This window comes from Acidobacteriota bacterium, assembly GCA_034211275.1.
Lineage (GTDB): Bacteria > Acidobacteriota > Thermoanaerobaculia > Multivoradales > JAHZIX01 > JAGQSE01.
The window spans coordinates 1-14,163 of record JAXHTF010000175.1 but is presented as its reverse complement, the minus strand read 5'-3'; the positions used below and the strand labels follow the sequence as shown (position 1 = coordinate 14,163).

The following is a 14,163-nucleotide window of genomic DNA, read 5'->3' as shown; positions in this document are numbered from 1 at the left end:
CAGCTGGCAGACCTTGCCGGAGGCCTGGTCGGTGCCCATGCGGGGATCCAGGTTGGTGGGGCTGTTGGTGATGGCCACCGTCAGCTCCTGGCCTTCGGGCCATTCGGGGCCGCTGCGCTCGCCGCAGGCGCCTGCCACGAAAAGAGCCAGCAGCAGTACGATCCAGCCCTTGGATGAGGGCTTCGGACCGTGGATAGAGCTTTTTGGTAGAGTCACCGACTTGTAGGATCGTGAGGGTGGCAGGGCCATAGCAAGACGCCCGGCGGGCGCGAGGTGTGAGTCTAGCAGAGTGCCTTTCGATCCGGCCGAGGGAGATTCGACCTCCCGGCACCACACCCCGACGATCACTCCAAGCGGAAACTGACTACCAAGAAGGACTCCTCCATGAAGCGTATCTGCGTGCTCCGGTTGGTCTGCGCAGCACTAACACCCGCATTCGTACTGGCATTCGCCCTGGGCCTCGCCCTGGCCCCGGCCGCGAAGGCCTCGGCAGAAGAACGGCCAAAGATGGTCATCCTCGGTTTTGACGGCGCCGATGCCGACCTCACTCGCCAATGGATGGAAGCGGGGGATCTGCCCAATCTTGCGGCTCTCGCCGAGAATCATCAATTCTCCCCGATGCGGGTCACCATCCCCTCCCAGACCCCGGTCTCCTGGTCCACTTTCTCCACGGGCCTGTCCCCGGGGCGGCACTCCATCATCGACTTCCTGCGCCGCGACCCCAAGACCTACCAGCCGAGCTTCGGCTTCATGCGCGAGGATTCCACCGACTTTTTGTGGGGCACCAAGACCCCGCTGGTGCTGGGCGGCCTGGGGGCCGTGGTGCTGGCGCTGGTGCTCTTCCTGCTGCTCAAGCTCTTCCGGGTGCGCACCGGCCGCGCCGCCATCGCCGGCCTGGTGGTGGGCATCGCCGCCGGCGCCGGCCTCTACGCCGCCGCCGACCGCCTGCTCCCGGACACCCAGCCGCTGGCGGTGAACATGCAGCAGGGCGATACCTTCTGGCAGGTGTTGGGAGATGCCGGCGTGCGGGTGAAGGTGATCCGCATGCCCGTCACCTTCCCGCCGGAGCCTTTCTCCCACGGCAGCCTGCTCAGCGGCATGGGCACGCCGGACCTCTCCGGCCGCATCGGCAAGCCCTTCTATTTCACTTCCGAGCTTTTCTTCACGCCGCGCAACGGCGGTGATTTCTCCATCGAGGTGGTGGAGCTCTTCGACAACCGGGGCACCATCACCACCGAGGTCAAGGGACCGCCCAACAAGCTCTTCCCGGACGAGGAGCCCTACATCACCATCCCCATGACCCTGGAGGTGGCGGAGGACAAGTCGAGCCTGGGGATCCAGGTCTCCGGCAACGACCTCGAGCTGGCCCCCGGCGAGTGGAGCGATTGGGTGCGCTTCACCTTCCCGTTCAACGACCTCATCGAGCTCCAGGGCATCGGCAAGTTCCGCCTGCTCTCCCTGGAGCCGGAGGTGCGGCTGTATCTGTCGCCGATCCAATTCGATCCCACGGCGCTGCCGCCCATCGTCGACATCAGCACCCCGTCGGAGATGGCGCCGGAGCTGGCGGAGGCCTACGGGCTGTACAAGACCATCGGCTGGAGCATCGACACCTGGTCCCTGACCGACGGCACCATCGACGAAGAGGTGTTCATGGAGGACGTGCGCCAGACCACCGCCCAGGACGAGAAGATCTACTACGGTCTGCTCGAGGACGACGACTGGGACGTGCTGATGTACTACTTCGAGTTCACTGACCGGGTGCAGCACATGATGTTCCGCTTCATCGATCCGGAGCACCCCCTCTACACCGAAGAGGGGGCGGCGGCCTGGGGCGACACCATTCGCCAGTCCTACATCGCCATGGACCGCATCGTCGGCGAGACGATGCAGCGCAAGGACGACAATACCGAGGTGATGGTGGTCTCGGACCACGGCTTCGCCACCTTCCGCTACGGCTTCAACTACAACACCTGGCTGGTGAAGAACGGCTTCATGACCCTCCAGGGCCAGGGCGAGCGCAAATCCTTGGAGGATCTCTTCGACCAGGGTGAGTTCCTCACCAACGTCGATTGGAGCCAGACCAAGGCCTACGCCCTGGGGCTGGGACAGATCTACATCAACCTCGCCGGCCGTGAGGGCAAGGGCATCGTGCAGCCGGAGGAGTACGACCAGGTGGTGGCGGAGATCAAGGCCGGCCTGGAGAGCTACGTCCACGAGGAGACCGGCGAAAAGCCCGTGGCCTACGTCTTCACCCGCGACGAAGCCTACGGCACCTACGACGCCTCCCACGTGCCGGACATGGTGCCGTCCAACAGCGATGGCTACCGCGTCGGTTGGCAGGACAGCCTGGGCGGCTTCGGTCAGGAGGTGGTGGAGCCCAACACCCGCATCTGGAGCGGCGACCATTGCTCCGTCTACCCGCCGCTGGTGGAGGGCATCTTCTTCACCACCCTGGGTCTGCGCAAGGATCGCCAACCCTACATGGCGGACGTCATGCCCACCCTGCTGGAGCTCTATGGCGTTTCGTCGGACACTGAGTACGACGGCGAGAGTCTGCTGGCCCCGGGTGGTTGATCGGGGGGCTGATTCACCGTGATCAACGCCGCGGCGCGGGAATCCAGCGCCGCGGTTCGCGGTTGGTTTCTCTGAGGACGGGCTTGCAGGAACCCCTCACCCCCGTCCCACCGGATCTCGGCGCTGGAGCTCAGTGCGACGGTGAGCTTCGAGCTTCCCCCTCTACCGGACGGTCGGGTGAGAGGCTGGGAGAGGGGGACCGAGGGGGTGAGGGCTCGGCCTCATAGAAACCCAAATGAAAGGCTCCCGCACCATCCAAGGCTCCACTTCTCCCATCACCTCGCCGGTGCTACTGGTCGCGCTTTGCGCGCTGCTGGCGGCGTGGTTGGTGGGGCCCCTTCCTGCGGCTTCCCAAGACAGCTCCCCGGAAACCGAAGAGCCGTCTGCTAGAGAACAAGCGCTGCGGCAAATCCAGGAGCAGATCGCCGGCCTCGAAGACCGGCTGGGGGAGCTGCGGGAGACCGCCGGCGGCCTCCAAGGGCGCTTGGAGCGGGTCGAGCTGGAGCTCGAGCTGCAGACCCAGCGGGTTTCCGAGGCGGAGACGGCGCGGGAGGTGGCTCTGGAGAAGGTGGAGACCAGCACCCGCCAGGTCGCCCGGCTGGAAGACGATCTGGCCCAGGCGCGGCAGGATCTGCGGTCTAGGCTGCGGGCGCTCTACCGGCTAGGCTCCTTCGGCTATCTGCGCATGTTCCTGGCGGTGGGCCCGGACGCCGATCCCCTGGAGGCGGTGCGCGGACTGCGCTACCTGGCGCGCCGGGACGCCGCCGCCGTGGAGCACTTCGTCGACACCCAGGAGCGGCTGGCGGACGAGCGTCAGGTGCTGGTGATGCAATTCGAAGAGGCGGAGAGCTGGGCCCAGCAGGAGACCGAGCGCCGGCGGGAGCTGGCCACCCTGCGCCGGCGCCAGGCGAATGTGTTGGCGCAGGTGCGGCGGGAGAGCGACCGGGTGGCCGCCGAGGCGGAGCGCCTTCGGGACAAAGAGCGCAAGCTCGCCAACCTCCTGGCCAGCCTCGCCGACAGCGCCGGATCGGATCTGGACGGTACGCCCATCCAGGACTTCAAGAGCGCCCTGGACTGGCCCGCCCCGGGGGAGGTGGAGGTCGGCTTCGGCACCGTCCGGGACCCCCGCTACCGCACCCGTCTGCCCCACCACGGCATCGAGATCGGACTGGAGCGGCGTCAGCCGGTGCGCTCCGTCTACCCCGGCAAAGTGCTCTTCGCCGGCCCCTTCGAAGGCTACGGCGCGATGGTCGTAATGCTCCATCCGGGGCGGGTTTTCACCGTCTACGGAGGGCTGGAGAGCCTGCGGGTGGAGGCCGACGATGTGCTATCTTTGAGCGATGCCGTGGGGCTGGCATCCAACACGTTCTACTTCGAAATCCGCGTCGAGAATCGCCCCGAAGACCCCCTCCAATGGCTCCGATGAGACGAAGTGGGATGATGGCTTGGTCACCCGCGAGCCGTGAATCCTCAGGAAGGAATTGTCCGATATGCGCAGCCGCTTGATCTTTCTCGCCCTCTCTCTCCTGCTGGTGCTTCCCATCCTCACCGGCACCCTCGATGCCCGCGACCAAGATGGGGATGACGACGCTCTGTTCAAACATCTGTCGGTCTTCACCGAGGTCCTCGGGCTGGTGCGCGACGCCTACGTCGAGCCCTCCGACGAGGGAGAGTTGATGGTGGGAGCGGTGGACGGCGCCACCGACGCGCTGGATCCGTTCTCGGTCTACGTTCCGGCGGAAGGAATCAAGAGCTACAGCGCCGTGCGTACCGTCGGCGACAGCCACAGCGGCCTGATGCTGGTGCGCGAGCGCGGCGTGGTCTTCGTGGTGGGAGTGACCGAAGGCAGCCCGGCAGATCAAGCGGGCCTACGCCTCGGAGACGTCGTCGCGGAGATCGGCGGTGAGCCGACCTTCAAGACCCCCATGTGGAAGATTCAGAGCTTCCTCGCCCAGGAGCCCGGGACCAAGGTGACCTTGGACGTGCTGCGTTCCCAGGAGCATCAGGAACGGGAGATGGTGCTGGGAACCTTCGAGGCGCCCGCCAGCGAGCTGCGGATTCAGGACGGTGCGGCGGTGATGCGCATCTACCGCTTCGACACCGGCACCACCGCCGAGGTCACCGCCGCGCTGGAGCAGGCCCGGTCGCAGAATCTGGACCGTCTGCTGGTGGATCTGCGGGGGGTCGCCGGCGGTAGCGTCGAAACCGCCTACCGGGTGGCGGCGCTCTTCGCCGACGGCGAGCTGGGCGGTCTCCGCGCCCGCGCCAACGAGCTGGTGAGCTTCCGCGGCGCCGAGCCCCGCTGGCAGGGCAAAGTGGTGGTCTTGGTAGACCGCGGCACCCTCGGCGCCGCCGAGATCCTCGCCACGGTGCTGCGCCAGAAGCTCGAAGCAGATCTGGTGGGGGAGCGCACCTTCGGTTACGCCGGGCGCCTCAAGCGGGTGGAGCTTTCCACCGGCGGCCACCTGTGGCTCACCGACGCTTTCTACACCGGCCCCGACGACGCGCCGCTGCAGGAGAGCCTGAGCCCGGACGTGGCGGTGCGGGACACCCTGCGCAACGTCGAGGATCTGGAAGATGAGTCGGAGGAGGCCGAGGACGCGATCTTCGACCGTGGTCTGGAGCAGCTCCTGAGCGACGAGGACGAGCCTGCCGAGCAGCAGGCGGCCTGAGTCAGGCTTCCCCCCACGATGCCCGCTGCCCGCCGTCGCCGCCGACGCGCCAAGACTCGCAAGCCCAAGAAGGCCCAGCGCTCCTTTGCGTTCTGGTTGGTGATGCTCGCCCTGGCGGTGTTGCTCTTCGCCGCCGGTTATCTCTTGGGTGGCAAGCTGTGGGGGCCCGCGCCTCCTTTGCCGGACTCCGCCGAGGAGACCGCCGGTAGCTCCCGGCCCGCCACCTCGGAGCCCCAGGCCTCGTCGCCGGCAACCAGGCCGGCATCCTCCTCGGTCCGCCAAGAGGCTCCGGCCCCACCCTCCGAGCGCTATCCCCCGGAAGAGGTGGTGGAGGTGGTGGCGCCGCCGCCGGGACCGCCGCCGCCAGGGCGCGGCGTCCGCCTTTCGCTGGTGATCGACGATCTCGGCCGCAGCCTGCAGGATCTGGACGCCCTCGAGGCCCTGGGGGTACCCGTCACCTATGCCGTGCTGCCCTTCGAGGTCAAGACCCCGGAGGTGGTGGAGGAGCTTCAGGAGCGCGGGCACGAGACCATCCTGCACCTCCCCATGGAGCCCAGCAACGGTGCCGACCCGGGACCGGGGGCGCTGCGTGGCTTCATGTCCCGCAGCCAGCTGGAGCAGGCCACCCGGGCGGCGCTGGCGGCGGTGCCCGGCGCCGTCGGGGTCAACAACCACATGGGTTCGAAGCTGACCACCGAGAGCGACAAGATGCGCACGGTGCTCGAGGTGCTGACGGACCGCGAGCTCTTCTTCCTCGACTCCCGCACAAGCGCCGAGAGCGTCGGCTATCGCGAGGCGGTGCAGCTGGGGATTCCGGCGGCGCAGCGCCAGGTCTTCCTCGACGGCGACCCGGACCTCCAGGCCATCCGTCATCAATTCCGCCGCTGGCTCGACCTGGCCCGGGACCGCGGTGCCGCCATCGCCATCGGTCACCCCCACCCCTACACCTTGGAAGTGTTGGCGGAGGAGGTACCCAAGGCGCGGGCGGCGGGCTATGAATTCGTGCCGGTGAGCTATCTGCTGGACTACGCCGGCCCGCTGCAGCCATGAAGACGCGCATCATCCTCAACCCCAACGCCCGCCAGGGGGATCGCGCTAGTGCCCTGGAGTCGCTGGTGGGTTCCTGGGACGAGGCGGAGCTGTGCCGCACGGAGGAGGCCGGCCAGGCCTCGGACCTCGCCCGCCAAGCCGCGGAGCAGGGCTTCGAGGCGGTGGTGGCGGCGGGGGGAGACGGGACCGTCAACGAGGTGCTCTGCGGCCTGGAGGATCATCTGGAGCAGGTGCGGCTGGGCATTCTGCCCTTGGGCACCGGCAATGATTTCGCCCGCTGCGCCGAGATCCCCCTGGAGTTGGGGGCCGCCGTCGAAGTGGTGCGGGCGGGCCATTCCAAGGCCTGCGACATCGGCCGCTATCACTGCGGGGATCACCGGGGACTCTTCCTCAACCTGGCGGCGGCGGGCTTCAGCGGTGAGGTGGATCATCGCCTGGACTCGGAGATGAAGCGTTTCTGGGGGCCCCTGGCCTACCTGCGGGCGGCGGTGGAGACCATGCCCGAGCTGACCCCCTACCGCCTGACCCTGACCCTCGACGACGACGAGCCCAAGTCCTTGGTGGTGGTCAACGTGGCGGTGGCCAACGGCCGCTTCGTCGCCGCTGGGCTGCCGGTAGCGCCGCGGGCGGAGATCGACGACGGCCTGCTGGACGTGGTGATCTTCCAGGCGCGGCGCATCGGCGAGCTTATGGCCCTGGCGCCGCGGGCCCTCGCCGGCAAGCACCTGGAGGACCCGGAAGGCCGCGTCAGCTTCTTCCGCGCCCGCCGCGTGCGCCTCGACTCGCGCCCCCAGATGCCCTTCAACGTCGACGGCGAGCTGGTAGGCGAAGGCCCGGCGGACTTCGAAGTGCTCCCCGGAGCGATCCAGCTGCTACAGCCGGTGGAGGAGTAGCTAAACCTCTTCCCGCAGCACCGCCACCGGCCGCCGGGTCAGGGCGCGGGCGCTGGTGATGCAGCCGGCGGTGACGGTGAGGAGGACGGTGCCGGCGATGGTCAGGAGGTAGGGGAGGAGCTGGAAGGTCCAGTCCAGCTCCATGCCCTGGGTGAGCACGAAATACGCGTGGACGCCGCCGGCGACGGCGCCGATGGTGCCGGCGACCATTCCCACCAGCGCGTACTCCGCGGCGAAGACCGCCACCACGCCGCCGCGGGTGAAGCCCAGGGTCTTGAGCAGGGCCACTTCCCGGCCGCGACGGGATGACGAGGCGCTCACCGCGCCGGCGAGGATCGCCAGACCGGCGAGGACGGTGAAGCCGCCGAGGAAGCGCACTCCCAGCCCCAGACGGCCGAGGCTACGGCCGATCTTCTCCAGAATGTCGCGGATGCGCAGCACGGTGACGTTGGGGAATGTGGAGACCACCGCGTCCTGGAAGCTCTGCTCCGCGACCCGCGGCAGGCGGGCGGCGGCGATGCGGAAGTGGGGGGCGCCGTCGAGAACCCCGGGCTCCACCACCAGGAAGAAATTGATCCCGAAGCTCTCCCAGTCCACCGAGCGAACGCTGGTCACCGCCAGCTGCAAATCCACCCCCTGGACGTCGAAGCCGAGGGTGGAGCCGACGCCGATGCCCAGCTCCTCGGCGAAGCCTTCCTCGACGCTCACCTCGTCGACACCGTCGGCCTGCCACAGGGCGCCGTCGAGCACCACGTTGTCCTCCGGCAGCTGGTCGAGGTAAGTCAGGCGCTGCTCGCGGGTGAGGGCCCAGCGCCGTTCCCGCTGCTCCGAATCCACCTCTTCCTCCGGGATCGCTTCTTCCTCCGCCATGATCTCTTCCACCGGCGTGCCGTCGATGGCGGAGAGGCGGGCCATGACCACCGGCACCGAGTCCACGGAAGTGGCTCCCTGGTCCGCGAGGATCTCCTCGACGCCGGGCCATTGATCCGGCTGGATGTCCACCAGGAAGACCGACGGCGCGTCTTCCGGCAGCTCGCGGGTGAGCTGATCCGAGAGCGAGCTCTGCACCAGTGACATGGTGAGCACCACCATCACTCCCAGGCCGAGGGCCACGATGGCGCCGAGGGTGCCGGCGCCGGGGCGTCCCACCGACGCCAGGCCGTAGCGTAGCCACAGACTGCGCCAGCTCTGCGGCAGGCGGCCGACGGCGCGGGTGACGCCGAGGGCGGCGCCGGCGAGGACGGCGGTGGCGATGAGGGCGCCGGCGGTGAATTGCAGCCCCAGCAGCAGCGAACCGGCCTGGGCCGAGGCCAGGGCGAAGACTCCCAGGATCAGGACGGAGGCGGTGGCGATGGCCGCCGGGCGGCTGGCGGGCACCGGCTGGGCGTCCCGGCGCAGCACCCGCACCGGCGGAATGCGGCGCAGGGTCATCAGCGGCGGCAGGCTGAACAGGGCGGCGACGCCGACCCCGAGGCCGAAGCCCCGGGCGGCGGCCCACGGCTGCCACAGGCGGATGGCCCCGCGGGGGATCAGATCTCCCAGCATCTGCGGCGCCGCCAGGGGCAGCAGCAAGCCGACGATGCAGCCCGCCAGGCTGCCGGCGGCGCCCAGGATCACCGCCTGACCCAGGTAGACGGCGAGCACTTCCCGCGGCCGCAGACCGAGGCATTTGAGTACCGCGATGGCGTCCATGCGGCCGGCGAGCCAGGCGCGCACGGTCTGGGCGACGCCGATCCCTCCCACCAGCAGTGAGACCAGGGCCACCAGCCCCAGGAACCGCTCGATCTGACGCAGCCCCCGGCGAAGTGCCGGCTGGGCCTCGGCGTAGGTCTCGACGCTGAAGATGCCGCCGCTGGGCAGGGCCTGGCGCAGCTCCTCGGCAATGCGGTCGGTCTCCTCGCGCGTTGTTGGCTCCGGCAGCCGGATCAGCGCCTGGTATTCGATGCGGCTGCCGAAACCGGTGAGGCCGGTGCGCTCGAGGCCGGCGGCGGAGAGCAGCACCCGTGGTCCCAGGGTGAAGGCGATACCTACCTGGTCCGGCTCCTTGAGCACCCGGCCGGCGATGCGGAAGGACTCGCCGCCGATGCTCAGCTGGTCGCCGACGGAGAGCCCGAGCTGCTCCAGGAGCTCCGGCGCCGCGAGGGTGCTCTCGGCATCGAGGAGCTCGTCCAGGGGGCGCGCCGGGTCGAGCTCGAGATTGCCGTAGAAGGGGTAGGTGCCGTCAATGGCTTTGATCTTTGCCAGGCGACTGCGGCCGGTGCTGGCGGAGCTCTCGTCGGGACTCTTTGCTGGGCTGGCCGCCACCACCGTCGGCAGCTCCAGGAGGTTGGTGCGCTGGGCGCCGTCGAGGTTCTGGACGAAGGTCTCCAGCTCCGGCGGCAGGGGGCGCCGAGACTCCACCTTGAGGTCCGCCGCCAGCAGCTGCCGGGCCTCCTGCTGAACCGCCGAGTCCAGGCTGTCGGAAAGGGCCGCTACCGCCACCACCGCCGCCACTCCCACCGCCAGGCAGAGGACAAAGAAGGCCAGGCGGCCGCGGGCACCGCGGGATTCGCGCAGAAAGTAGCGCAGATAGAGCCGGGGAGTCATGGCGTCACGCTCTCTGAAGTGAGCTGAGGCTCTGAGCCCGTGCTGGTGGCTCCGGTAACCTCACCGGCGGTCTCGGCCGTCGGGGGCCCCGCTCCGTCCCCGGTCTCCTGGCGCTCGATGCGGCCGTCCCGCAGATAGATCAGACGATCCGCCCGCCGTGCCACCGCCAGGTCGTGGGTGACCAGCACCAGGGTGGTGCCGTGGCGCTCCCGCAGCCGCAGCAATAGGTCGAGGATGCGTTCGCCGGTGCGGCTGTCGAGGTTGCCCGTGGGCTCGTCCGCCAGCAGCACCGGCGGCCGGCAGGCGTAGGCTCGGGCCACCGCCACCCGCTGCTGCTCGCCGCCGGAAAGCTGGCTCGGGTAGTGGTGCCCGCGCTCTCCCAGGCCCACCTCTTCCAGCAGCTCGTCGGCCCGGCGCTCCGGGTCCGGCAACCCGGCGAGCTCCAGCGGCAGCAGCACGTTCTCCCGGGCGGTGAGGTTGCCCAGCAGCTGGAAGCTCTGGAAGACGAAGCCCAGCTGCCGTCGCCGCAGCCGCGCCAGATCGTCCTCCGGCAGGTCGTGGGTCGCCCGGCCGTCGAGCTCGACGCTGCCGGCGGTGGGCCGGTCGAGGCCCGCCATCAGCGCCAGCAGCGTCGATTTGCCGCTACCGGAAGGCCCCAGCACTGCCACCAGCTCACCAGCGGCGATGTCGAGGTCGATGTCTTCGAGGATGGTCAGCAGGCGCTCGCCGGAGGGCAGCTGTCGGCGCAGCCCACGGATGCGGATGCGCGGCGGAGAGGAAGGGTTGGGTTCATGGCTCATGGTTGGGGTCCTGATCGGCTATCGAAGAATCGCGGGTTGGATCGCAGGTTCGGATGGGGAGCGGTCGGAGATGGCGCTCGACGGCAAAACTGGGCCGGGGATTTGGAGGAGCCGACGGTTCGTCGTTTTCGCGCGGCTCTACGATACACTTCGCCGATGCGCACCGACCGGATCTGTATAACCCGAATCGACCCTCATTCCTTCCGGACGTCGCTCCGGATGTCGCTCCGGATGTCGCTCTTACTGACCTTCGTGGTCTTCGCTCTCGGCGCCCTGGGCTGCGGCGGCGAAGCCCAATCGCCAGCCACCCAGTCCACGACTAACCCGCCGCCGGCCAACCAATCGCCAGCCACCCCGTCTACAGCAAGCTCCGAGACCCCGTCTGCGATGGCGGATTCTTCCGCTGCCGTCGATTCAGAGCCCGCACCAGTGCGCATCGTCGTCCTGGGCGACAGCCTCGCCGCCGGCCTATCGCTGGAGGAAGAACAGGCCTTTCCGGCGCTGGTGGAGGAGGCGCTGGTGGAGCAGGGCCTGGACGTCGAGGTGATCAACGCCGGGGTCAGCGGCGACACCTCCGCCGGCGGCCTGCGGCGCCTGGACTGGATGCTGCGCCAGGATCCGGACATCGTGGTGGTGGAGCTGGGGGGCAACGACGGTCTGCGGGGCCTGCCGGTGGAGGAGACCGAGTCCAACCTCCGCGGCATCATCCAACGCAGTCAGCAAGCCGGTGCCCGAGTGCTGCTCACGGGAATGCAGATTCCCTCCAACTACGGCCCGGAGTACACCGAGAAATTCACCGCCGTCTATCCGCGGCTGGCGGAGGAGCTGGACGTGGCGCTGATGCCCTTCCTCCTCGAAGGCGTCGCCCTCGACCCGACTCTCAACCTCCCCGACCGCATCCACCCCAACCCCGCCGGCCACCGCATCATCGCGGAGAATCTGCTGCCGTATTTGGAGCCGCTGGTGCGGGAGGAGCTGGGGGAGGAGTAGGCCCCCCGCTCAACCAGGACCCGCCCTCCCTGCAACGGACCCTGGGAGCGCCGGCTTCCAGCCGGCTCCGGGGTGGAGGCCCCACGAGGGGTTGAAACCCCTCGCTATTGCATATCGTCCCTGGCGGGACGACACCCCCGCCCGATCCAAGACCCACCCGCCCAAGAGCCGAGCCTGGGAGCGCCGGCTTCCAGCCGGCTCGAATTCGGGCGCGCCTGTCTACTCCTCCCCCTTCGCCCCCTGCCACAGCTCCTCCATCTCCTCCAGATCCGTCGTATCGAAGGAGCGCCCGCGCTCTTCCAGGCCTTGCTCCACCCGCGCGAAGCGGCGGCGGAACTTGGCGTTGGTGGCGGCGAGGGCGGCTTCGGGGTCGAGGTCGAGTTTGCGGGCCAGGTTGGTGACGCTGAAGAGGAGGTCGCCGATCTCCTGGCGCACGTGCTCCTTCGCATCCGCTCGGTCTTCGCGGAGCTCCTCGAGAGCCTCCCGAAGCTCGTCCCGCTCCTCGTCCATCTTCTCCAGCACCCCGGCGATATCGGGCCAGTCGAAACCGACGCCGGCGGCTTTTTGCGAGATGCGGTAGGCGGCGGTGAGGGCGGGGAGGGAGGTAGGGACGCCGGCGAGGATCGAGGTGCCGGGACCGCGCTGGCGGGCCTTGCGCTTCTCCCAGGCGCCGCGCACCGCCTCGGCGTCCGCCAGCTCCTCCGGTAGCTCTTCGGGGGCGAAGACGTGGGGGTGGCGGGCCACCATCTTGTCCAGAATGCCCTGCAGGACCTCGCCGGTGGCGAAGGCTTCCTCCTCTTCCGCCAGCCGGCAGACGAAGGCCACCTGGAAGAGTAGGTCCCCGAGCTCGCCGGCGATCTCCTGCCAGTCTCCGCTATCCACCGCCGCGGCGGCCTCGTGAGCCTCTTCGATGAGATAGGCTCGGACGTCTGGAAGGTTCTGCTCGCGATCCCAAGGACAGCCGTCCGGCGCGCGCAGGCGTTGCACCAGGTCGAGGAGCCGTTGCAGGTCGGTGTTGCGCAGCTCCCCGGCAGCGGGCTGGGGGTCGTCTCGGTCGGAGGGCGGCAGGTTGGACTGGGTTGTATCGAGCTTCGTCATCGAGCCTCCCGGCGTGGGTCGCGGGGCTTTCTTGCCCCCCTTGAATAGCGCTTGTTACGATACCCGAACATCGACACCTCCGAGATTTCCCTTTGTGGAGTCCCAGAGCAGTGCCATCGTTCCAGGAAAGCAGGTTTTTGGAGAGCGGAGCTCGAGGCGAAGACAATTCCAGGAGTTCCAGGAGAGGGTGAAGTCCGGTGAGCGATCAGGAGCAAAAGGTCAAGGTATCGGATCGGCGCATGTTCACTCCGGATGGGGAGCTGCGCGAAGAGTATCGGTTCCTCGAGGACAAGGACCGGGAGAAGCCTCCGGAAGCGGAGGAACCGGCGCCCACCGGTGCGAGCCCCGAGACGCCGGATGCGACTGGCCCAGTCTCCGGCCCACCGACCGGCGCGGCGCCGGGAGCCCAGGCCCCCGAGGGGATGGAGGAGGCGGCCGACGGTCCGCCGCTGGAGCTGCCTTCCAACGCCGGCCAGCCCGGCGCCCCGGGTTTCATGGATCTGGTGGCGATGCTGGCGGAGCCCGCCTCCATCTATCTCGGCGATGCTCCCTTGCCAGACGGCCGCACCCACGAGGACCTGGACATGGCGCGGGTGCACATCGACCTGTTGGACGTGCTGCGACAGAAGACCGCCGGCAACCTTTCCTCCCGCGAGTCCGCCGTGCTGGAAGACGTGGTCTATCAGCTCAAGATGCGCTACGTCCGAAAGCAGGGATGAGATGAGCCGACGCCCATCGATCAATTCCCCAATGATGGGCTCCTCCGGGAGCTGTTCTTCACCGAGCGGCTCGCAGCAAGGGAATCGAACTTGAACCCCGCCGAGCCCTCCCGATCAAAACTACCGAGGCCCCCGAAGCCTCCGAGACCGGCTCTTATGAGGTGGTGTCGGTCGTGGCTGCTTCTCCTCGTCCTGCTGGCGAGCACCGGCAGCATCGAGGCGGAGATCAGCTCCTCCCAAGGGCTTTCCGTCGAGCTCAGCGCTCCCACCCAGCGGGTTCTCAAGCAACTCTCCGACGGGGCCGTGCAGTGGCAGAAAGCCTTTCTGCAGGAGGACCGTACCTCCGCCGAGGCGGAGCAGCGCAATCTTCTCGACCTGGCGGACTCCATAGGCTTCGAGCGGCTTCCGGATCTCAACAACGCGGCCTTGGCGCGGGCGGTGGAAGCGGCGGAGCAGGGCGATTTTCCGCGAGCTCGCTGGGCTCTGGAGGCCGCCGACGCCTTCGATCCCGGTCGTCCTGGGAATAGCTTCGCCGCGGCGCGAATCCATCGCCTGCAGGGTGAGTACATCGCCGCCGTCACCGATTCGCTACGCGGCTATGCCCGGCTCTTCGCTCTGCCGGTGGACCTGGATCTCTGGCAGGCCAACCTGGTGCTCTGGCTGTTCTACTCCTTCATCGGCGCCGGTGGGTTCTTCGTTCTCCTGCTGATGGGGACTCGGGGCCGCGAGGTGGCCCTGGATCTGGCCGATTCCCTGGGCCAGCGCGTGCCCCGGCCGCTGG

General features: G+C 68.5%; 12 protein-coding genes. 8 read left to right on the top strand and 4 right to left on the bottom strand.

Features of this window, described 5'->3' with window-relative positions:
* Nucleotides 1–216 (bottom strand): hypothetical protein (locus SX243_20365; GenBank protein MDY7095338.1); only part of this gene is annotated, 216 nt, incomplete at its 3' end.
* 291 nt (nucleotides 217–507) lie between these two features.
* On the opposite strand from SX243_20365, the gene SX243_20360 reads away from it, so the two are divergent.
* From SX243_20360 to SX243_20340, 5 genes are all read left to right on the top strand, one after another.
* Complete coding sequence (locus tag SX243_20360) at nucleotides 508–2,574, top strand: alkaline phosphatase family protein (protein MDY7095337.1); 2,067 nt, start codon at nucleotides 508–510, stop codon at nucleotides 2,572–2,574.
* Between the two features lie 235 nt (nucleotides 2,575–2,809).
* Nucleotides 2,810–4,000, top strand: a complete 1,191-nt coding sequence (locus SX243_20355; GenBank protein MDY7095336.1) for a peptidoglycan DD-metalloendopeptidase family protein — start codon at nucleotides 2,810–2,812, stop codon at nucleotides 3,998–4,000.
* Nucleotides 4,001–4,064: 64 nt separating this feature from the next.
* Complete coding sequence (locus tag SX243_20350) at nucleotides 4,065–5,246, top strand: S41 family peptidase (GenBank protein ID MDY7095335.1); 1,182 nt, start codon at nucleotides 4,065–4,067, stop codon at nucleotides 5,244–5,246.
* Between the two features lie 18 nt (nucleotides 5,247–5,264).
* On the top strand, nucleotides 5,265–6,296 hold the full coding sequence (locus SX243_20345) for a divergent polysaccharide deacetylase family protein (GenBank protein MDY7095334.1): 1,032 nt from the start codon (nucleotides 5,265–5,267) through the stop codon (nucleotides 6,294–6,296).
* On the top strand, nucleotides 6,293–7,189 hold the full coding sequence (locus tag SX243_20340) for a diacylglycerol kinase family lipid kinase (protein MDY7095333.1): 897 nt from the start codon (nucleotides 6,293–6,295) through the stop codon (nucleotides 7,187–7,189). The genes SX243_20345 and SX243_20340 overlap by 4 nt, the downstream gene beginning before the upstream one ends.
* On the opposite strand, the gene SX243_20335 is transcribed toward SX243_20340, so the two are convergent.
* Together SX243_20335 and SX243_20330 are read right to left on the bottom strand one after the other, a co-directional pair.
* Complete coding sequence (locus tag SX243_20335) at nucleotides 7,190–9,775, bottom strand: FtsX-like permease family protein (protein MDY7095332.1); 2,586 nt, start codon at nucleotides 9,773–9,775, stop codon at nucleotides 7,190–7,192.
* Nucleotides 9,772–10,575 carry an ABC transporter ATP-binding protein gene (locus SX243_20330; protein ID MDY7095331.1) on the bottom strand — a complete coding sequence of 268 codons (804 nt, stop codon included), beginning with the start codon at nucleotides 10,573–10,575 and terminating at the stop codon, nucleotides 9,772–9,774. Before SX243_20330 ends, SX243_20335 begins: the two co-directional genes overlap by 4 nt.
* Nucleotides 10,576–10,806: 231 nt before the next feature.
* Here SX243_20330 and SX243_20325 point away from each other — a divergent pair, with 231 nt between their 5' ends.
* On the top strand, nucleotides 10,807–11,565 hold the full coding sequence (locus tag SX243_20325) for a GDSL-type esterase/lipase family protein (protein ID MDY7095330.1): 759 nt from the start codon (nucleotides 10,807–10,809) through the stop codon (nucleotides 11,563–11,565).
* A 219-nt stretch (nucleotides 11,566–11,784) separates the two neighbouring features.
* Here the strand turns inward: SX243_20325 and mazG are convergent, their stop codons facing one another.
* Nucleotides 11,785–12,663, bottom strand: coding sequence for a nucleoside triphosphate pyrophosphohydrolase (gene mazG / locus SX243_20320; protein MDY7095329.1), 879 nt, complete (start codon nucleotides 12,661–12,663; stop codon nucleotides 11,785–11,787).
* A 197-nt stretch (nucleotides 12,664–12,860) separates the two neighbouring features.
* On the opposite strand from mazG, the gene SX243_20315 reads away from it, so the two are divergent.
* Complete coding sequence (locus tag SX243_20315) at nucleotides 12,861–13,382, top strand: DUF1844 domain-containing protein (GenBank protein ID MDY7095328.1); 522 nt, start codon at nucleotides 12,861–12,863, stop codon at nucleotides 13,380–13,382.
* A gap of 156 nt (nucleotides 13,383–13,538) precedes the next feature.
* Nucleotides 13,539–14,163: hypothetical protein (locus SX243_20310; GenBank protein MDY7095327.1), on the top strand; the 625-nt coding region annotated here is incomplete at its 3' end.

What these genes read in the sequence shown, in the direction of transcription:
- SX243_20330 (MDY7095331.1), bottom strand. Translation starts at nt 10,575, where the DNA reads ATGAGCCATGAACCCAACCCTTCCTCTCCGCCGCGCATCCGCATCCGT.
- SX243_20325 (MDY7095330.1), top strand. Translation starts at nt 10,807, where the DNA reads ATGTCGCTCTTACTGACCTTCGTGGTCTTCGCTCTCGGCGCCCTGGGC.
- SX243_20355 (MDY7095336.1), top strand. Translation starts at nt 2,810, where the DNA reads ATGAAAGGCTCCCGCACCATCCAAGGCTCCACTTCTCCCATCACCTCG.
- SX243_20350 (MDY7095335.1), top strand. Translation starts at nt 4,065, where the DNA reads ATGCGCAGCCGCTTGATCTTTCTCGCCCTCTCTCTCCTGCTGGTGCTT.
- SX243_20335 (MDY7095332.1), bottom strand. Translation starts at nt 9,775, where the DNA reads ATGACTCCCCGGCTCTATCTGCGCTACTTTCTGCGCGAATCCCGCGGT.
- SX243_20360 (MDY7095337.1), top strand. Translation starts at nt 508, where the DNA reads ATGGTCATCCTCGGTTTTGACGGCGCCGATGCCGACCTCACTCGCCAA.
- SX243_20340 (MDY7095333.1), top strand. Translation starts at nt 6,293, where the DNA reads ATGAAGACGCGCATCATCCTCAACCCCAACGCCCGCCAGGGGGATCGC.
- SX243_20345 (MDY7095334.1), top strand. Translation starts at nt 5,265, where the DNA reads ATGCCCGCTGCCCGCCGTCGCCGCCGACGCGCCAAGACTCGCAAGCCC.
- mazG (MDY7095329.1), bottom strand. Translation starts at nt 12,663, where the DNA reads ATGACGAAGCTCGATACAACCCAGTCCAACCTGCCGCCCTCCGACCGA.